This window comes from Veillonella sp. Ser01 (genome assembly GCF_053850375.1).
In genome coordinates, this window is sequence record NZ_JBSPUA010000002.1 from 1 (window position 1) to 23315 (window position 23315).

Genomic DNA, 23315 nt, shown 5'->3' on the forward strand with positions numbered 1-23315 from the left:
ATTTTCTTGGTGTTTCTTATATTTTAAAGGGACTGCAACTAGAATGCGGTGAAACCGCATTCTGTTACAGCCCCTTTAATAAGGATTTGTGTTCCCTAGTCGGGGGTCCAGGGTATAGGGCCCTCATAAACTCAATATAAGGGCCAATGTGTCATTTTAGATATATGTGTATGTAAGGGATACATCATATATCATCAGTATGTATTAGAGATCAACTAAGCCTTTTACGAGAGAAGAAAAGGCTACAATACCTACATTACTATAGATATTGTTTATTGTTGAATTGCACTGCGCAAATCAACTTTGTTGTAGTCATTGCTACCCATTGGTTCGTTGATAGCTTTGCGAAGGTCTACTACGTGCTCATCAGCAGCAGTTGGTTCTTCACTCGCTTTGTTTTTGACGGTTTCTTTAGATGCGAACCAGATTGTTTCGTTCATGTAGTGACGAAGTTCTTCGTTAGATACATGTTCTTGCTCTTGCGCAAGGATATCCAAGATTGCATCTTCTAATGCTTGTGCTTCGTCGTCAGTCATAGGACCGCCTACTTGTTTTTGCTTTTGTACAACTTCGTTAACACGATCTACCATGCCACGCAATACGTTGTAACCATAGCTATTTACGAAGCCATCTTTTTCATTGTATTTAGGTGTTTCAAAGTATTCGTATTCGTTTTTGTTGCGGTTTTCACCGTTCCAATTTAAAGCTGTTTCAAAGCCATGTACGCGACCAAGGGAGTGCGTACGGAAGTAATCAGCATAGTTATGTTTATCTTTGGAATGCAACCATTTTTTATCAGCTTTAGTCAATTGTTCATGATTGTCGCGTTTAGCTTTTGCTAACGCGATTTTTTGTTCAGCATTTTCCCATGCTTTCACATAATCATGAAGAGATTGTACTACTTGTGGGCTAGCCACAGGTACCAATACAACATTGCTCAAACCAGGTGCGGATGCAGGGTTAGGCAAGATCAAGTTATCATCGTATGTTGGTGCGCTTGCTGCGTGACCAGTGATGGATGCTGCGCTCATTAAAAGTGCCGCTGTGAAAGCAAGCATTGTAGATTTTTTCATATCTATTCCTCTTTTCATAGTCGAATTAATGTGCTGGTTGAGGGCTCCCGAAGGAACCCGTACCAGTTGTATCCATTTGCTAACTAAATTACATACCCATTTTCGCCATCATTACAGCCATTTGAGCTTTCAATACTTCTACTTCACTTTGTAGACCAGCGTTTTGAGCTTTAATTTGTTCGTTTTCATATTTCAAGTCAGATACTTCACCTTTTAATCCGGCATTTTGAGCTTTCATTGCTGCCATTTCAGTTTGTACTGCGTATGCAGAGCTGATAGGGCCTTTGCGGTAGCGATCTGCTACAGCTGCTTCAGCATCTCTGTTACCAACTTTCCAAGTTACACCAGCATTCGCCATCATATGGCTAGAACCGCCAGCCCAGGACAAGCCACCATGGAACATTGTGGATTCGTTTTTGTAATGAGCTACGCCCACTGCAATCGCGGAGTTACCACGGTAGTTACCATAACCAGCCATAATTTGAGTTGGTTCCAATGGATCGTATTGCATAGGTTTCAATGCGGACAATGCTGCACCTTGAGCACCTACACGGCCGATTTCTTCGTTCAATTGATCAACGCGAGGGTCAACTGCGCCTTTTACAGAAAGGTCATAGTTCAAGCCACCGTCAGCAGATTCAGTTTTCTTCAATACTACGGAATGATCATCAGATGTCAATGTAGTACGGGAATCTTTCAATTGTTTAACGTTTACTGCATCAGTATCATTAGTGCCTTTTTGAACATTAGTGATTTTGTTACCACCCATGTTGAGGTTGCCACCAGTGATATTTACAGTATCGCCACCGAAGGATACTTTAGGACCATTGGAGTTATTGGAAATGGAAGTGATGTTAGTGAGGTCACCTTTCACGTCGAAGGATACTTTACCGTTCACATCAGTGTGAGCAGTAGTATTTACGCCGTTAGAGAAGTCTAAACCATCAGATAACATTACTGTTCTAGCGTTGCCACCATTTTCTTTGTAAGTCAATGGAATTTGTTTAGCTGCTTCGTTACCATTGAAGTTAACTTGGTAGTTAGTTGTATGGTTAGTAGCATTTGGTTGAACGTCTACAGTGATCGCTTTGTTGTCACCTGTTACAGTAACTGCTTCACGAGCTGCGTCTTTAACGTCATTTTTATCTACAGATACTTCGTATGTTGCACCAGCTGCACCGAATGTATCACCAGCTTTAGGAGCTACTTTAGCGATGTTATTAGCATCAGCTTTAGCTTGTACTTTTTCAGTAGATTTTTTAGCTGCTTCTTGTTGAACAAGTTTCAATTGTTCTTCAGTTGCGGCACGACCTTTAGTTGCGAAGTCAGCGGAATCAAGAGTTTTGTTAGTTAAGCCAGTGATGTCACCAGTTTTACCATCAAGCTTGATTGTGTTGTCGCCAGCTACGTTAACTACTTGGTCACCTTTGAATTCTAATTTGCCGTCGCCTTCGTTGTTAGTGATGGAAGTGATTTTGTTCAAATCGCCTTCAACATTAACTTTGTAAGGGTTAGCTTTAGAACCGTCGCCAGTCACTTTAGTGTTTTGACCGTCAACAAGGTTAGTTTTAGCTGCTTTCAATTGACGTACGTTAACCGCATCAGTATCGTTTACGCCGTCTTCAACGTTAGTAATTTGTTTATTACCAGCATTGATGCCGTCTTTAGTTACGGATGGGCCATTGTTGATTACCAAGCCACCATCAGTGATCTTAGTATCGCCAATTGTTACGGAACCTTTATTAGTAAGATCTACATTGTTGCTCAATGCATATTCTACTTTAGCACCGTTTTCGTCGCTAGTTTGTTTTACAGTGAGGTTTCTACCGCCGGAGAATTCAACAGTTTTACCATTAGTAATGCTCTTAGCTGCTTTTTCAGAATCAGCAGTAGTATTACCAGTAGATTTAACGTTGAAGCTGTTCATTGTACCAAGGCCAGCACCGCTAATTGTCATTTCACCATTAGCAGATTTGGATACTGTGATACCGTCAGCACCTTTAACATTTACTTTACCGCCGTTAGCTGGAACATCTGTGCCATTAGCTTGGATTGTCCAGATATCGTCAGTGTTAGCGAATGTTTTGTCGCCGTATTTAATGCGGTCTCCATCTTTCTTAATTGTTGTGTAATTATCAGGTGTACCTAAGTGGATTTCCTTAGTTTGGATAGAGTCGATGCCTTTGATGTTTTTATTCAAGCGAATGTTCAAAGTATCGTTACCATCAGCAGTTACAGCGATGTTACCTGCAGCAGATTCAAATGTTTTTTCTTGCTCTTCAGTAACGCCTTCACCTTTAACTTTAACTGTGGAGTTAAGTTTGTTTTTGTTTACAACGCTTTCGTTGTTACCAGTGAATTTCAAGCCGTCATCAGTAGTAGCAACTTCGTGTTTATTGTTGTTGCTATCTTCGTAAACGATACGAGTCATACCGTTAATACCGTTTTTACCGTCTACGCCGTCTTGACCATTAGCACCTTTGAAAGTAAGACCATCTTTACCGTCTTTACCATTCAAGCCGATAGAGCCGTCTTTACCGTTGATTACAACAGCAGAACCGTCTTTACCGTTTACACCGATCTTACCGTCAACACCTGGTTTACCGTCTTTACCGTCATTACCAACTTTGATATCGTCGGACAATGCATAGTTGTAAGTGTGGTTGCCAGTTACTTTATCAACGATTTGTTCAACAGTTAAGTTTTTACCTGCACCGAAGTTTACAGTTGTGCCAGGTTTTACGATTGTTGCACTGTGATCGCCTACTGTATTACCAGTAACGTCACCTTTCCAACCGGAGTTGTTAATTGTATCTACTACAGTTTTAACTGTTGCGATACCATTATCACCATCTACGCCTGGTTTGCCGTCAACGCCGTCTTTCACTTTACCAAGTGTTACGTCGTATTTAACAACACCGTTTGCATCAACGGAAGCTTTAGTGTAGTTACCGTCAACGAAGTTCAAGCCTTCAGACAATTTAACTTTTTGTTTAGCACCACCGTTAGCTGTGTAGTTAAGTTCAGCATCGCCAAGGTTAGTTGCTTTTGCATTTACTGTGTAAATGTTTTGACCATCAGCACCAATTGTTTTATCAACTGTTACGTTGTCACCAGCTTTAACTTCTGTCTTAGCGGATTTCAATTGTTTTACGTTAACTGCGTCAGTGTCATTTACGCCAGCTTTCACGTTAGTGATATTCAAGTCACCAGCATTGATGCCACCTTTAGTAATGGATGGACCATTGTTGATTACTAAACCACCGTCAGTGATCTTAGTATCGCCAATTGTTAAGGAACCTGCTGGAGTCAAGTTAACTTCTTTGGACAATTGAACTTTCAACTTGCCATCTACGTTGTTCACGCCGATGTTACCGTCAGTCAATTTAGACTTATCTGCACCACCAACGATGTCCAATGTTTGGTTCAATTTCTTAGCAATAACTTTAGTGGAGTCAGTTTGACCATTGTCGCCAGCATATTTCATGCCGTCGTCAGTAGTTGCCACTTCGTGTTTATTGTTATTTTTGTCTTCGTATACGATACGAGTCATGCCGTCTTTGCCGTTTTTACCGTCAACGCCGTCTTGACCGTTAGCACCTTTAATAGTAAGACCGTCTTTGCCGTCTTTACCATTGAGGCCGATGGAACCATCTTTACCGTTGATTACAACAGCGGAACCATCTTTACCGTTTACGCCGATTTTACCGTCAACACCGTCTTTACCATCTTTACCGTCGTTACCAACTTTGATGTCATTAGACAATGCATATGTATAAGTTTGTTCACCAGTTGCATTATCGATTTTTTGAGTAATTGTCAAATTATCGCCTGCTGCGTAGGATACAGTTTTACCGTTGCCTACTGCTGTTACAGCGTGGTTACCAACTACATTACCTTTCGCATCTGTGGAGAAGGAGTAGCCGTCTTTAATTTGATCAGCCAAACCAGACAAGTCGATTTTCGCAATTGTATTAGCTTGGTTAGCGCCATTGCCATCGTTGTATTTCAATGTAACGGATTTGTCTGCCACATTATAGGAGTAAGATGTAGTAGTTTCACCTGCACGATCAGATTGAGTTGGTGCAATGTGTAAATCGTTAGCTTTGGAAATACGTTTTACATCGCCGATGTTAGCAGCGTTATCGATTACATCGCCACCAGATTTAAGGTTAGTGATGTTGTTACCACCCATGTTCACGTTGCCGCCATCGAATTTGAATTCGTTACCGCCAATTGTCATAGTTGCAGGGCCATCGTTCTTAATGGAGGTGATGTTTTTCAAATCTTTGTTCAATTGAACTTCGAGAGTATCAGTACCATCAGCTTTTACATTGATGTTACCAGAAGCGCTCTTGAAGGATGTAGAAGTTGTTTTATCTACGCCTTCACCTTGAACTTTTACAAGGCTGTTCAATTTATGGTTGTTCACTGTATCAGTGTTGTTACCAGTGAATTTCAAACCATCATCCAAAGTCGCAACTTCGTGTTTATTGTTAGTTTTATCTTCGTATACGATACGAGTGATGCCGTCTTTGCCGTTTACACCAGGTTGGCCTTTTTCAGCTTTCATAGAAAGACCGTCTTTACCGTCTTTACCATTCAAACCGATAGAGCCGTCTTTACCGTTGATCACAACGGAAGAACCATCTTTACCATTTACGCCAATTTTACCATCAACGCCATCTTTACCGTCTTTGCCATCATTACCAATCTTGATATCGTTAGCCAAGTCGAATTCAACTTTAGCGCCGTCGTTGTTGCTAGTTTGTTTAACAGTCAAGTTTTTACCTGCTGCCATTTCAACTGTTTTACCATCAGTGATAGTTTTTGCAGTAGTTTCGGAATCAGCAGTTGTATTACCAGAGGATTTCACATTCCATACGGATTGTGCCGCACCTGGAGCTACATGCAAGTCATAAGTAACTTGGTTGCCGTTTTCAGTTTTGTTAACTGTTACGGAATTATCGTTGGAAGTTACTACTGTACGAGAATCTTTCAACTGTTTAACGTTAACTGCATCAGTATCGTTTACACCAGCTTTTACATTAGTGATGTTCAAGTTACCAGCATTAATACCAGTTTTAAGAACAGATGGGCCACCGGAAATAGTTAAGCCACCGTTGTTAACAACAGTATCACCAATAGTTAAGGAACCAGATGGAGTCAAGTTTACATTGTTGTTAAGATCGTATTTAACTACACCATCAGCAGCTACGGAAGCTGTTGTATTGGAACCATTAGTGAAGTTCAAACCTTTATCCAATGTAACTTTTTGGTCGTTAGAGCCATTCGCTTTGTATGTCAAAGGAATTTGTTTAGCCGCTTTATCGCCATCGAATGTTACTGTATAAGTTGTGTTATGGTTTGTTTCATCTTGAACAGGTGTAACAGTGATAGGGTTGTTAGTAGTGTTCGTAGTATTTACAGTCACTGCTTCACGAGCTGCATCTTTAACAGCATTACGGGAAACATTTACTTCGTATTTAGCATTCGCATCACCAGTTTGTTTACCGTCAGCTACAGTGATGTCAGCGATGTTAGTGTCGCCTGCAGCAGCAGATTTTTTAACAACGCTTTCAACAGCAGCTTTATCGCCTGTTGGCAAGTTGCTCAAGTCGATCTTAGCTGTTTTGTTCACTGCATTATCATTGCCATCAACATATTCCAATGTAACTGTTTTATCAGCGTTCACTGTGTATGTTTTGTCTTTGATATGAATGTCGTTAGCTTTGGAGATACGTTTAACGTCGCCAATGTTAGCTGCGTTATTGATCACATCGCCACCAGATTTAAGGTTAGTGATGTTGTTATCACCCATATTCACATTACCGCCATCGAATTTGAATTCGTTGCCGCCAATTGTGAAAGTAGCAGGGCCTTCGTTTTTAATAGTCTTGATGTTAGTCAAGTCACCAGTTAAACCGTATTCAACTTTAGCGCCGTCTTCGTTGCTAGTTTGTTTTACAGTCAAGTTTTTACCTGCTGCCATTTCAACTGTTTTACCATCAGTGATAGTTTTTGCAGCTGCTTCGGAGTCAGCAGTTGTATTACCAGTGGATTTCACATTCCATACGGATTGTGCAGCACCTGGAGCTACATGCAAGTCATAAGTAACTTGGTTACCGTTTTCAGTTTTATTAACTGTTACGGATTTATCGTTAGATGTAACTACTGTACGGGAGTCTTTCAACTGTTTAACGTTAACTGCATCAGTATCGTTTACGCCTGCTTTCACATTAGTAATATTCAAGTTACCAGCGTTGATACCAGTTTTAGTAACGGATGGACCACCAGTGATAGTTAAGCCACCATTGTTGATCATCGTATCGCCAATAGTCAAGGAACCTGCTGGAGTCAAGTTGATGTTTTGAGCCAATTGAACTTTCAATTTGCCATCTACGTTGTTCACGCCAATGTTGTTGTTAGTCAATTTAGTTGTATCTGCACCACCAATGATATCCAATGTTTGGTTCAATTTCTTAGCTATTACTTTAGTTTTATCTGCACCTTGTGCATCATCGCCAGCATATTTCATGCCGTCATCTAATGTAGCCACTTCGTGTTTATTGTTAGTTTTATCTTCGTATACGATACGAGTCATGCCGTCTTTGCCGTTTTTACCGTCAACGCCGTCTTGACCGTTAGCGCCTTTAATAGTAAGACCATCTTTACCGTCTTTACCATTGAGGCCGATGGAACCATCTTTACCGTTGATTACAACAGCAGAACCATCTTTACCGTTTACGCCGATTTTACCGTCTACGCCGTCTTTACCATCTTTACCGTCGTTACCAACTTTGATGTTATCGGACAATGCATATTCAACTTTAGCGCCGTCTTCGTTGCTAGTTTGTTTTACAGTCAAGTTTTTGCCTGCTGCCATTTCAACTGTTTTACCATCAGTGATAGTTTTTGCAGCTGCTTCGGAGTCAGCAGTTGTATTACCAGTGGATTTCACGTTCCATACGGATTGTGCCGCACCTGGAGCTACATGCAAGTCATAAGTAACTTGGTTACCGTTTTCAGTTTTGTTAACTGTTACGGATTTATCGTTAGAAGTTACTACTGTACGAGCATCTTTCAATTGTTTTACGTTAACTGCATCAGTATCATTTACGCCTGCTTTCACATTAGTAATGTTCAAGTTACCAGCGTTGATGCCAGTCTTAGTAACGGATGGGCCGCCTGTAATTGTTAAACCACCATTGTTGAGAATTGTGTCACCAATTTTCAAGGAACCATTTGGTGTTAAATCAACATCATTGGACAATGCATATGTGTAAGTATGTTCACCAGTTGCATTATCAATATTTTGAGCAACAGTTAAGTTTTTACCTGCTGCATAAGAAACAGTTTTACCATTTGCTACAGGTGTAACAGCATGGTTACCAACTACATTACCTTTAGCGTCAGTGGAGAAGGAATAACCGTCTTTGATTTGATCAGCCAAACCGGACAAGTCGATTTTCGCCAATGTACCAGATTGGTTAGCACCATTACCATCGTTGTATTTCAATGTTACGGATTTGCTTGCTGCATCGTAAGCGTAAGATGTAGTAGTTTCACCTTGACGATTAGAGGATGTTGGAGCAATGTGCAAGTCGTTAGCTTTAGAAATACGAGTTACGTCGCCAATGTTAGCTGCGTTATTCACTACATCACCACCAGATTTAAGGTTAGTGATGTTTTGGTCACCCATGTTGATAGGGCCATTTGTGATGTTAATGGAGTTAGGACCAAATTCCATTTTTGGACCATTTGTAGTATTGGAAATGGAATTGATATTAACTAAATCTTTATTCACATCGTATTTAACAACGCCTTCAGCATCTACAGAAGCTGTTGTGTTTTTACCGTTTGTGAAGTTCAAACCTTTATCCAATGTAACTTTTTGTTCGTTTGTGCCATTCGCTTTGTAAGTCAAAGGAATTTGTTTAGCAGCTTTGTTGCCATCGAATGTTACTTGGTATGTAGTGTTATGATTTGCTTCATCTTGTACAGGTGTAACAGTGATAGGGTTGTTAGTTGTGTTTGTAGTATTTACAGTTACTGCTTCACGAGCTGCGTCTTTTACGTCGTTACGGGATACGTTTACTTCGTAAGTTGCGCCTGCATCACCGAAGTTTTCACCAGCTTTAGGTGCAACTTTAGCGATGTTTTTGTCGCTAGAACCAGATACGTCTGCTTTAGCTTGTACTTTTTCAGTAGAAGCTGCAGTAGGTTTTACGTTGTTAACATCTACAGTATATACAGTTTTTGTGCTGCCATCTGCATTTTGAATTACATTGCTTGTTACTTTCGCAGCATTTTTACCTTCTACTACAACAGTGCTGTTCAATTTATTTTTAGCGCTGTCGGATAAGTCAGCTACTACATTGCTACCGGATGCAGTTGTTTTAATGTACTCACCATTGTTAGCACCAACTACACCAAAGCTCAAGCCGCCTTGTTTGTTCAATTTTTGAAGATCAGTAGCGCCTGTGTTACCAGTCAAACCAACTGTGTTATTGAAACCGTTATTTACGATTTTCAATTGTTCTTCAGTAGCAGCACGACCTTTTTTAGCGAAGTCAGGGGCATCCAAAGTTACGTTAGTTAAACCAGTGATGTCACCAACTTTAGCATTCAAGTTAATGTTGTGATCGCCTGCAACGTTTACAGTTTGGTTACCACCAAATACAACTTTGCCGTCGCCACCTTTATTAGTGATGGATGTAATGTCAGTTAAATCACCTTCAACGTCTACTTTGAAAGTTTTAACGCCATTGATTTCACGGTTGCTAACCTTTGTATTCTTACCATTTTCCATATCGATGGATTTTTTAGCAAGATTTTGGATGACTGTTTCGCCACCCTTGTTGATATTGGAAAGATCTTGTTTAGCAATACCTGTGATAACAGCCGTTTCGTTAGGAACGTCTTTGTTGTTACCATCAAGGTAAGTCATTGTTACTTTGCCGTTGTTATCAACCGCATATTCACCTGGTTTGATGTGACGTTCGTCAGCACGAACTTGTTTCAATTGGCTAACATTAACTGCATCGTTATCATTTACGCCAGCTTTCACATTAGTAATGTTTAAACCACCAGCATTGATACCAGTTTTAGTAACGGATGGACCACCATTGATTGTCAAACCATTATCAGTAATGTTAGTGTCACCAATTTTGATAGATCCATCTGGAGTCAAATCAATATCTTTATTCAATGCAAATTCAACAGCTGCATTACCATTATTGTTAGTTTGTTTAATGGTCATGTTTTTGCCGGCTTGCATTTCTACAGTTTTACCGTCACGGATTTCTTGAACGCCAGCAGAACCTTGTACCACTTTACCTTCTGTAGCAGTAGATTTCACGTTGAAAGAGCTCATGTCGCCAGTTTTCAAACCGCTCAAGTCGATAACTGCTTTAGGGCCGTTAACAGTTTTGCCATTACCATCTTGGTAAGTTAATGTAACCTTTTTATTAGCGTCTACAGTGTATTCAGCCACATTGTTATTAGTGCCTGCTGTAGGTGCAATATGTAAATCATTAGCTTTGGAGATACGAGTAACGTCACCAATGTTAGCAGCATTGTTGACTACATCGCCACCAGATTTAAGATTAGTAATGTTATTACCACCAAGATCTAGGTTACCGCCAGTGATGCTGATGTTATTACCACCAAAGTGCATTGTAGGACCACCATTGTTAGTGATGGATGTAATTTCTTTAAGATCCTTATTCAAGGAATATGTATATGTTTGTTGGCCAAGAGATGTTTCAATATCTTGTTTAACTGTTAAGTTCTTACCAGCTGCGTAGTTAACTGTAGTACCGCTTTGAACTTTTGTAGGTGTTGCTTCACCGTCAAGTTTACCACCGTTAGCTGTAGCATTTGTTAAGAAGTCATATTTAGCAGCAGTATCAGCAGCGTTAATTGTGTATGTAGTACGGCCATCAACTGTTTTTTCATCAACAGTAACATTTTTACCAGCTTTCACCATGCCTTTGTCATCAAAGCCTACAGTGATTTTGGAGTCTTTCGCACCGTCATGAGCCGCTACAGTAGATACACGACCTGTTCCGATTACGTTTAATTTACCGCCATCAGTTAAGAAGTCACTCTTACCAGTGTTACCAGTTACAGCAACACCAACGTTTTTCAATTGAGCCACGTTAACAGCGTCAGTGTCTGCAGTACCTGCAGCAAGACCAGTCAATTGACGAGTCAAAGTGCTACCATTACCGATAGATACAGCAGCTGTAGTAGCTGTTTTCACATTACCAGTTAAAGGACTATATTTACGTTCATGAGGATCGGATGGGTTGTAACCTACAACACCTTTATCTGTAGTTGTAACAGAAGAAGCACCTAATGCTACACCTTCAGCAATATTAGCCTCTGCTACATCACCAAGAGCAGTACCTCTAGTTACATTAGCTTTAGCCACATGACCTACGGCAACACCATATTGGCCATTTGCACGAGTACCAGCACCTACAGCTACGCCAGATTCACCTTCAGTTTGAGATTGCATACCGATAGCAATGGAGTTTACACCCTTAGCAATTACTTTAGGAGAATCTTTACCACTTTGACCGATAGCGATAGCATTATTACCAGAAGCTTCTGCACGTGCACCAATTACAGTAGCACCAGAACCGGATGCTTTAGTTTCACGACCGATAGCAATTGTATCTAAATGAGTCGCTTCATTATCACGACCGATGGCGATTTGAGAATTCTCATCTCTTGTTTCTGGATGGTTTGTGCCACCATTTGTGGAGTCAGTCAAGTTATTTTTACCAATAGAGATACCACCCATTGTTTTTGCATTATTAAATTGACCCAGAGTTACAGTGTCTGCCACGTGGGATGTATTTTCAGAACCAATGGCAACTGAGTTTTGGCCCTTTGCATTATTGTTGTAACCAGCAGCAAAAGAACCTGCACCAGTAGCATTAGTATATACACCCATAGCAGAAGCGCTAGTACCAGTGGCACTAGAGTAATTACCTACTACAGTAGAATATTCACCTGCTTTTTTAGGCGTTGTTTCCCAAGAGCCTTTGGTGTAATTAACATTATTGTAGGTACCAATAGCAACAGCAGCCTTAGCATCAGCATTATTTACATTACCAACAGCAACAGAAGCATTGCCAGATGCAGTATTACCAGCACCAACAGCTGTTGCCGCACCACCTGTAGCCGTATTTCTATTGCCTACTGCAGTAGTCGCATTATTAGTTGATGTATTTCTAGCGCCAATGGCTACTTTGCCATCATGACCAGCTACATCATCCGTAGTATTTTGGTAACCTACAACGATGGAGTTTTGCCCAACGTTATAGTTTTGACCATTACTTTTTGGATAAGTATCAGCCCAAATATTTACATGACTACCACTAGTATCATAACCTGCTTGTGCTTCTAGAGGAGCAACACCACCCATAGCACCAGCTACAGCCAAGCCAGCCAATACGCTAGCCAAAACTTTTTTCTTGCCGTTATTATTTTTAGCAGTTTCAGGTACTACTACGTAGCAGCCTTTAGATTTGCTATAAACGACCTTAAAAACCTTATTCATAGAAACTATGAACCCCTTTCTCTCTTATAAAGAAAACACCAAATGCCTTATATACATTTTTCGTTTCATGAATTGTTTATGACACACGTTCACATACTATTCATTAAGATATTAATATGATAACAATTTATAAACTAATTGTAAATAGAAATTCCTAAAATAATTAAAATAAATTTTATATTTCTAAACAAGATAAACCGAATTTTCCAGATATGTGAAAATATCTCCACATCAGCATATAATAAGGGTTTATATTGTAATTGTATTATATATAATATAATACATTATATATATAAGAGTATAAAACAGTTCATATCAGTTTATATTTACATTATATTTGTATATCTTACACAAGTTTATCTTCATCTAAAATATATAAACTTTCTAAATTAGATGAAGATAAAGCATAGTAATAAAGCGTTTCTTCATAAATGCATAGAAAAAGGTAGTTAATATAAGTAGTCTATTATTTTATAATTGTTTATATTTGTACAACTATTGAGCCTTAAGTAAGGACAACAATAGATAAACGCAAAAAAACAACGCCATCCTTTCGGATGGCGTTGTTTTGCATAAGGATTTGTGCCCTAGTCAGGGTCCAGGGTATATCAGGCCCTCAAACAATCGCCGTATGAGGGCCTGATATAGTTATTCATTATATGCACTGTGCGTCACACATCATTTTCCTAATTCATTGTATATCGTTTATGCCGAGCTATCAGTGATCTAATGATTTATATGTAAAATTTACAACGACCTTATTATTGAATCGCAGCGCGCAAGTCTACTTTTTTAGTTTCTTGGTTAGCTGGACGATTAATAGCTTCGCGGAGGTCTACAGTGTGTTCGTCTTGAACAGTAGGTTCTTCACTTGCTTTATTTTTTACTGTTTGTTTAGCTGCGAACCAGATTGTTTCATTCATGTAGTGACGAAGTTCTTCGTTAGAAACGTTTTCTTGGTCTTTAGCCATTACATCCAAAATAGCATCTTCTAATGCTTGTGCTTCGTCGTCAGTCATAGGACCGCCAACTTCTTTTTGTTTTTGGATGATTTCGTTGATACGATCTGTCATGCCGCGCAATACATTGTAACCATAGCTATTAGTAAAGCCATCTTTTTCATTGTATTTAGGCATTTCGAAATATTCGTATTCGTTTTTATTACGGTTTTCACCATTCCAGTTCAAGAACACTTCTTGACCATGTACACGACCGATGGAATGTGTGCGGAAGTAGTCAGCATAGTTGTGTTTGTCATAGGAATGTAACCATTTTTTCTCAGCTTTAGTCATACGTTCATGGTTTTCGTATTTTACTTTAGCTTTAGCGATGTTGATTTCCGCATTTTGCCAAGCTTTTACATAGTCATGAACAGCAGACACTGTTTGTGGGCTAGCCACAGGAACCAATACTACATTGCCCAATGCAGGCGCAGATACTGGGTTACGTAAAATTAGGTTATCGTCATATGTTGGAGCGGATTGTGCACCTACAACGCCTGTAGAAATAACAAGAGCCGCTGCACAAGCAAGTAATGTAGATTTTTTCATTCTATATTCCTCTTTTCTATCGTTAGATTATGGTGAAAGTATCTCTCACGCGTTTCACGTTCATATTTAAAAGCATTATTTTCATAAACAATAGGGAGAGGTAAGCGCTACGCTAGGTAGCGCATACCTTCCTTTGCTCATTCAGTTCTTACACTCACAAATGATTACATACCAAGTTTTGCCATCATAGCAGCAATTTGAGCTTTCATTTGTTCGTTTTCAGCTTTCAAATCAGATACTTCTGTTTTTAATCCAGCGTTTTGTGCTTTAACGGAAGCCATTTCTTGTTGCATTGCATAAGCAGAGCTGATAGGGCCTTTGCGGTAACGATCTGCTACAGCAGCTTCGCTATCACGGTTGCCAACTTTCCAAGTTACACCAGCGTTTGCCATCATGTGACGGGAACCACCTGCCCAAGCTAAGCCAGCATGCATCATTGTGGACTCGTTTTTGTAATGAGCAACGCCCATTGCAATAGCGGAGTTACCACGGTAGTTACCATAACCAGCCATAATTTGAGTTGGTTCTAATGGATCGTATTGGATAGGTTTCAATGCTGCAAGAGCTGCGCCTTGTGCACCTACACGACCGATTTCATCAGTTAACTCATCGAAACGAGGGCTTGCACCAGTAGACAAGTCGTATACTTTAGCGCCATCAGCACTTTCAGATTCACGAACACCTACGGAACCATCAGTAGATTTAACGATTGTGCGGGAATCTTTCAATTGTTTCAAGTTAACCGCATCTGTATCGTTAGTACCTTTACCAAGGTTAGTAATTTTGTTACCACCCATGTTGAGGTTACCACCAGTTACGGAAAGGTCACCAGCGTTGAAGTTCAATGCAGGACCATTGTCGCTATTCTTGATGGAGTTGATACCTTTAAGGTCTTTGTTCAATTTAACAGTTAATGTATCGTTACCATCAGCTACTACGTTGATGTTACCAGCAGCGGATTGGAATGCAGTGGATTGAGCCGCAGTCACACCTTCACCTTGAACTTTAACAAGCGTATTCAACGCATGTTTGTTTTCAGTACCAGTGTTGTTACCTGTGAATTTCAAACCATCATCCATAGTTGCTACTTCACGTTTGATTGGGTTACCATCAGTATCTTTCAATGGGTTGCCATCTTTATCTTTTGGTACGTATACGATACGTTCAGATTTGTCGCCATTGTTAGCTTCTGGTTTAACAAGAGTTTTGGAACCGTGATCTGTAGAGATATCTACACCAGTACCATCTGCACCAGCAGGACCTTGAGGACCAGTCAAGCCAATGTGACCTACACCGTCTTTACCAGCGATAGATACAGCGTCTTTACCATCTTTACCGATGGAAACTTTGCCGTCGATACCGTTAGCACCGTCTTTACCGGAGATGGATACACCATCTTTACCAGCTACGCCATCTTTACCAGGAACGCCAATGGAGTTCAAGCCGTTAAGATCTTTATCAAGACCGATTACAACTTTACCATCTTTAGTCATAGTTTTGATGTTGGAACCGCTGTAGTTGTCATCAGCTTTAGTACCTTCACCAACGATTTCAAGTTTTTCACCCAAGTTTTTGTGGATGTCAGTACCAGATTGAGCACCGAAGTTCAAGCCTTTGTTGCCGATTGCATCAGCAGCATTTTTAAGGTCAGATACATTTACAGCACCGTTCTTAGTATTGTTGTCACCAGCAGCTGCATCAATCTTATCTAAGAATGTATTACCAGCTTTATCAGCGATGGAAGAACCAATGTTGTTCAACTTAGTAGGAGCTGTAGTGGAGTCACCTGCACTATTCATGGAAGCAATTACTTCATTAGGTGCTACGACAGTACCAGAACCATCTTTAGCTGTGTTGAAAGTACCATCTGGTTGTTTGTAAACTTTAGTGCCATCTTGTTTAGTGTATACCACTGGAAGTTGAGCGTTGTTTACAACACCTTGGTTATTAATCTTGATGTCATATTGGTGACCTTTAGCTGCATCATAAGTTGCAGATGTAGGATCATTTTTATCAGTTACAGAAATAGTACCATCAGAAGATTCAACAGTCGTAACTTTGTCTTTCAATTGTTTAACGTTTACAGCATCTGTATCGTTTTCACCAGCTTTAACGCCTGTAATTGTTTTATTACCAGCATCAATACCAGTCTTAGTTACAGATGGACCACCAGTGATAGTCAAACCATCGTTGTTAACTTTAGTATCGCCAATTTTCACGGAACCATCTTTAGTAAGATCAAGGTCTTTAGACAATTGAACTTTCAATTTGCCATTGTCGTTATTTACACCGATATTGTTATCAGTCAATTTAGCTTTATCAGCACCACCAACGATATCTACTACATTGTTAAGATGTTTCTTAATAACTTTAGTTGGATCAGTTTGACCGTCGTCACCAGCGAACTTCATGCCATCATCGTGAGTTGCAACTTCATGTGTGTTGCCATCTTTGTCTTCGTATACGATACGAGTCAATTTATCACCAGGTTGGCCGTCAACACCAGGAACACCGTCTTTAACGGAGATCTTAGCACTTGCACCATCTTTACCGTCAGCACCCTTAGGACCAGTCAAGCCGATAGAGCCATCTTTACCGTTGAGTACAACAGATGCGCCGTCTTTACCGTTAACACCGATCTTACCATCAACGCCGTCTTTACCATCTTTACCAACAACTACGCTGTCAGCTTTAAGGTTTTTATCAAGTTTAACGTCGATAGTTGTGTTACCATCTGCATCTTGACTGATGATAGTTTTAACGTTTTCACCGCTGTACTCAGTATCAGCTTTAGCGCCTTCGCCTTGAACTTTCACAGTGGAACCAAGTTTATTAGTTTTCACACCGCCAGAGTTAGCGTCGAATTTCAAGCCTTTGTCAATCAATGCATCAGCTGTATTTTTAAGGTCAGTTACGTTTACCGCACCGTTCTTAGTATTGTTGTCACCAGCAGCTGCATCAATCTTATCTAAGAATGTATTACCAGCTTTATCCGCGATGGAGGAACCAACGTTGTTCAACTTAGTAGGAGCTGTAGTGGAGTCACCTGCACTATTCATGGAAGCGATTACTTCATTAGGTGCTACGACAGTACCAGAACCATCTTTAGCTGTGTTGAAAGTACCATCTGGTTGTTTGTAAACTTTAGTGCCATCTTGTTTAGTGTATACCACTGGAAGTTGAGCGTTGTTTACAACACCTTGGCTATTGATCTTGATGTCGTATTGGTGACCTTTAGCTGCATCATAAGTTGCAGATGTAGGATCATTTTTATCAGTTACGGAGATTGTGTTATCAGAAGATTCAACAGTTGTAACTTTGTCTTTCAATTGTTTAACGTTTACTGCATCTGTATCGTTTTCACCAGCTTTAACGTTAACAATTTTGTTACCGCCATTATCTAAGCCATCTTTAGTCAATTTAACATCAGTAGTAGTACCACCTGCAGGAGCAGTGATTGTAACACCGGTGTTGTCAACTTTTGTAGCGCCAGTAGTCAAGGAGCCATCAGCATCCAAGTCAACGTTTTTAGCCAATTGAACTTTCAATTTGCCACCAACATTGTTAACACCGATATTATCAGTAGAAGTCAACTTAGTTTTATCTGCACCACCGATGATGTCGACAACATTGTTAAGATGTTTCTTAATAACTTGTGCATTTGTATCTTGGTTTGCTTGACCATCGTCACCAGCAAATTTCATACCATCATCATGAGTTGCTACTTGATGTTCGTTGCCATCTTTATCGTTGTAGAAGATACGAGTGATACCATCAACACCGTCTTTACCATCTACACCAGCTTTACCTTCTTTAACAGTAATATCAGCAGTTGCATTTTTACCATCTTTACCAGCAGGGCCAGTCAAACCAATGTGACCTACACCATCTTTACCGGAGATAGATACTGCATCTTTACCATCTTTACCAGTGATACCAACTTTACCATTGTTACCATCTGTACCAGCTGCGCCAGTAGGACCAGTAATGGATACACCATCTTCACCGTCTTTACCATCTTTACCATTAACAACTACTTTATCTAGGTTAGTTAAGTCTTTGTTCAATGCGTAAGTGTATGTTTGGTTACCATCAGCACCGATTTTTTGTGTTACAGTTAAGTTTTTACCTGCACCGAAGTTTACAGTTTTGCCACTTGCTACTTCAGTTTCAGTTGCAGTTGTACCAGTTTCAAGGTTACCAGTTGCATTTGTTTTGAAGCTGTAGTTATTACCAGCAGCTGGGATGTTCAAGTCGGAGAAGTCGATAACTGCTTTAGTATCAGTTACAGCTTTACCATTACCATCATTGTAAGTCAATGTAACTTTCTTAGTAGCTGCATCGTATTTGTATACGTTTTCAGTGCCACTTACTACGCCACCTTTAGCTTCAGTGCTACCAGTTTTAACTGCTGTAGGAGCGATATGTAATTCAGAAGCTTTCAATGTATCATGTACAGATTTCAATTGATCTTCTGTAGCTGCTTGACCAGATACGATATTGTTAGGATCGAATGTTTTGTTAGTCAAACCACCGATATTGCCAGTTTTAGCGTTCAATGTGATAGGGTTAGTACCACCAACTGTTACTGTTTCATTAGGACCGAATGTGAGTTTACCAGAACCAGCGCCATTTGTGATGGAGTTGATATCTGCTAAGTCACCTTCAACGTTGATTTTGTATGGATCAGCGTCTGTACCAGTACCAGACTTAGTAGTATTTTTACCGTTTTCAATTTTTGCTAATTTAGCATTTACAGTGTAAGTTTTTTGACCTGTAGTTGCATCAGTTGTATCAGTAACAGTTACGTTGTCACCAGCTTCAACTTTAGAACCAAGGCCAGTGATTACTTTCTTACCGTCATCAGTGATGTTGGAAAGATCGTTTTTAGCAATACCAGTAAGAACTACTTTATCATTTGGTACATCTTGACCTTTACCGTCAACGTAAGTCATTGTTACGTCGCCTTTATTGTCTACAGCATAGCTACCTGGTTTGATGTGTTTTTCATCATCAAGATTAGCTACTTTCTTAACAGTTGTGCCACCATCAGTGCTATAAGTGATACGGTCGCCATCTTTCTTAATGGAGATGTTGTCGTTTTTGTCGCCAAGTTTAACTTCTTTAGTTGTTACGCTATCAAGATCTTTAAGGTCTTTATCAAGAGCGTATGCAACCTCTGTATTACCTGCACCGTCGTTAGTTTGTTTAACAGTTAAGTTTTTACCAGCTTGCATTGTAACGGATTTACCGTCTGCAATGTTTTGATCTGTGTCACCAGCATGTGTACCTTCTGTAGCAGAAACTGCACCAGATTTCAAGTTCCAAGTAGATGCTGTGCCAGCAGCTGCATTTACATGTAAGTCATAAGTTACTTGGTCGCCATTTGTTGTTTTATTAATTGTTACAGATTTGTCGTTGGAAGTAACAACTGTACGAGCTGCTTTCAATTGATCGTAGTTAACAGCATCTGTGCCATCAGTACCAGGAGCTACATTAGTAATTTTCTTACTACCAGCATCAATACCAGTTTTAGTAACAGATGGACCACCAGTGATAGTTACGCCATCGTTGTTAACTTTAGTGTCACCAATTGTTAAGGAACCATCTTTAGTCAAATCAACGTTTTTGTTCAAGTCATATTTAACTACGCCATCAGCTGCTACGGAAGCTGTTGTATTGGAACCGTTTGTGAAGTTTAGACCTTTATCCAACTTAACTTTTTGGTCACCAGCACCATTAGCTTTATAAGTCAAAGGAATTTGTTTAGCTGCTTTGTCACCATCGAATTTCACTTCGTATGTAGTGTTGTGGCTTGCATCATCTTTCACAGGGTTAACAGTGATAGGGTTATCTGCATCAGCTGTGTAGTTACCACCAGTAGTTGTACCACCGTTGTTAACTGTTACTGCTTCACGAGCTGCATCTTTAACAGCATTACGGGAAACATTAACGGAGTATTGAGCATCTGGATCGCCAGGGTTTTTACCGTTTTCAACAGCAATGTCAGCCATGTTAGTATCGCCAGTTGCAGCTGCTTTTTTAACTACACTTTCAGTAGAGGAAGCACCAGCTGCTGGAGTATTAGCAACAGCTACTTTATAAACTGTTTTATTAGGATCAGTTGTATCTTTAGATACTGTTACATTGCTAGAACCAGGAGCTACTTCAAAGGTATGGTTCAATTTAGCTTTTGCATCATCGGACAAATCAGCTACTACATCTGTACCAGAAGCAGTTGTTTTGATGTATTGACCGTTGTTAGCACCAACTACACCGAAGCTCAAACCACCAGTTTTATTGAATTTTTGAGTATCTGTGTTACCAGTGTTACCTGCTAATTTAATTGTGTTGTTGAAGCCATCGCTTACTTTTTTCAATTGGTCTTCAGTTGCTGCACGACCGGAAACTACAGTTGGGTTAGTAATATCCCAATCTTTATTTTGTAAGCCAGTTACATAGCCACCTTTACCATCTAAGGAAATAGGGTTGTCGCCTTCAACTTTTACAACTTGATCACCAGCGAAGGAGATTTTACCAGAACCAGTACCATTTGTAATGGAGGAGATGTCTTTCAAGTCGCCTTGTACATTTACTTTGTACGGAGTAGCTGCTGTACCATCACCTGTTACAGTAGTGTTTTTACCACCTTCAACTTTAGAAGGATCTGTGTTACCAGTAGCACCAGTAGAGCTTACTGTATAAATATCATGACCATCAGTACCTTGAGATTTAGCTACAGTTACGCCATTACCAGCTTTAACTTCAGTTCTCAAGTCTTTGATTTGGCTGTAGTTAACTGCATCAGTATCGTCTGTACCAGGAGCTACATTAGTGATTTTGCTACCACCCATGTTAAGTGGACCGCCAGTGATGTTGATGGAGTTGCCACCAATTGTCATTTTAGGACCATTGTCAGCATTAGAAATAGATGTAATACCTTTCAAGTCGCCTTCTACATTAACTTTGTATGGATCGTCTTGAGTACCTTCACCAGTAACTTTAGTGTTTTTACCATCTACAAGTTTAGTTTTAGCGTCTTTTAATTGTTTTACGTTAACTGCATCAGTATCGTTTACACCAGCTTTTACATTAGTAATGTTTTTATTACCAGCATCGATACCAGTTTTAGTAACAGATGGACCACCTGTGATTGTTAAGCCATCGTTATTAACTTTAGTATCACCAATTGTTAAAGAACCATCTTTAGTCAAATCAACATCCTTATTCAAGGAATATGTGAATTGTTTACCAGCTTGGTCTAATACAATGTTTTTACCAGCTTTGAAAGTAACAGTATCGCCAGGACTTACTTTTTCAGAAGTAGTGCCGTTTGTAGTACCACCATTATTAGCGGAAGTTACTTTCCAACCAGAGTTGTTGATTGCTTGAGTAACATTGTCAGTTGTAGCAATGCCGTTTGTAGTAGGAGCAACTGCTTTACCATCAGCATTAGTAGTAATATCAGCACCTATTTTAGCTTTTACTGTAACACCATTTTTATCAGCAGATGTAGAAATAAATGTAGGATCATCACCTTTAATTTTCAATGTACCATCGTCTAACAATACATCGCCATTGCCAGTGTCACCAGCGTATTTCAAGTTAACACTTCTTAATTGAGCTACGTTAACTGCATCAGTATCATTAGTACCTGCAGCAAGACCTGTAATTTGACGAGTTGCAGTAGCACCGTCACCTACGGAAACAGCTGCCAATGTGGATGTTTGTGCAGTACCAGCTAAACCAGCATATTTATTTGTACGAGTTTCTGCAGGGTTAAAGCCTTTAACACCTTTATCTACAGTTGCTTTAGACTGAGAACCAAGAGCAACGCCATCTTTTACAGATGCAACAGATTCTTGACCTAATGCAGTCGCACTTTCAGCAGTAGCATTTGCTTTAAAGCCAAGGGCAGAAGCACCTTTTTCTGTTGCTTGCGCAACACCGCCAACTGCAGTGGAAGCAACGCCTGTAGAATTAGATTGCATACCAATTGCAATAGAACCTGTTTTACTAGCTGTTGTTTGATAACCTTCACCATTACCAGCAATAGCGATAGCACCAGAGCCTGTTGCTTCAGAACGAGCACCAAGGGCAACAGAAACGTTAGCAGATGCTGTTGTTTTACGACCGATTGCAACAGTATCTTCTGCTGTCGCTTTATTTTCACGACCAATAGCGATCATTGTATTACCTGCGGCACGGCCACCACCTACAGTAGAGTCTGCAAGGTTATTTTGACCGATAGCAATACCACCACCAATGTTCGCATTATTGGAAGTACCCATTGTGATAGTGTCTTCTACCTTAGAAGTATTGCCATAACCAATAGCTGTAGCATTTTGACCAGATGCAGTGTTACGAGCACCAAAAGCTTGAGAGTTTTTAGCAGTTGCTTTAGAGCCTGCACCAACTGCTGTAGATTCAGTACCGGTTGCATTAGCAAGTGCACCAATACCAACTGCCATATGAGCATTAGCTTTTGAATAAGAACCCACTGCAAGAGCATATGCATCTTGACCACTAGTTAATGCTTCAGAATATGTACCAATAGCGATATTATCTGTATTACTAGCTTTTGCCACATTACCTACTGCAATTGTATTTCTACCAGTTGCCTGAGATCCTACGCCAATTGCAGATGCAGCAGGACCAGTTGCTACGTTTTGGTTACCAAGAGCCATAGATGAATCTTGATTTGCTACGTTATTAGCACCATATACAATGTGACCATTACCGCTACCACCAGTTGTCCTATTTTGGTAACCAACTACAACAGAGTTTTGAGACACTGTATTAGAGCCATTTAATGTACCATTAGGTGTAATATTAACCGAACTGCCCCCCAGTGCAACGTCCGCATGTACTGGTGTACCTGCTGTAGCAGCCACCATAGCCAGACCAGCTAACACGCTAGCAAGAGCTTTTTTCTTACCACCATTGTTTTTTGCAACTTCGGAAACTACTACGTAGCACTCTTTAGTTTTGCTCCAAACAACTTTAAAGATTTTATTCATATTACTATGAACCCCTTTCTTAACTAGACACAATTACAATCCTTATAATTAAATCATTTAAATACAAAAGAACGAAAAGCCTAAATTTCCCATACCT

4 protein-coding genes are annotated in these 23315 nt (G+C 39.9%); all 4 read right to left on the bottom strand.

Annotation, left to right across the window (positions count from 1 at the left end; all coding sequences use genetic code 11):
* Positions 1-272 precede the first annotated feature (272 nt).
* The 4 genes from ACWTVK_RS03880 to ACWTVK_RS03895 all read right to left on the bottom strand — a co-directional run bounded on the left by ACWTVK_RS03880 (position 273) and on the right by ACWTVK_RS03895 (position 23218).
* Positions 273-1073, bottom strand: coding sequence for a hypothetical protein (locus tag ACWTVK_RS03880; RefSeq protein ID WP_039968809.1), 801 nt, complete (start codon positions 1071-1073; stop codon positions 273-275).
* Between the two features lie 88 nt (positions 1074-1161).
* Positions 1162-12648 (bottom strand): ESPR-type extended signal peptide-containing protein, encoded by an 11487-nt coding sequence (locus ACWTVK_RS03885; protein ID WP_456045995.1) that lies wholly within the window; start codon positions 12646-12648, stop codon positions 1162-1164.
* A 761-nt stretch (positions 12649-13409) separates the two neighbouring features.
* A complete protein-coding gene (locus ACWTVK_RS03890) occupies positions 13410-14198 on the bottom strand; it encodes a hypothetical protein (RefSeq protein ID WP_456045996.1) in 789 nt (262 codons plus the stop codon).
* 164 nt (positions 14199-14362) lie between these two features.
* Positions 14363-23218 carry an ESPR-type extended signal peptide-containing protein gene (locus tag ACWTVK_RS03895; RefSeq protein WP_456045997.1) on the bottom strand — a complete coding sequence of 2952 codons (8856 nt, stop codon included), beginning with the start codon at positions 23216-23218 and terminating at the stop codon, positions 14363-14365.
* Between the last annotated feature and the right edge of the window lie 97 nt (positions 23219-23315).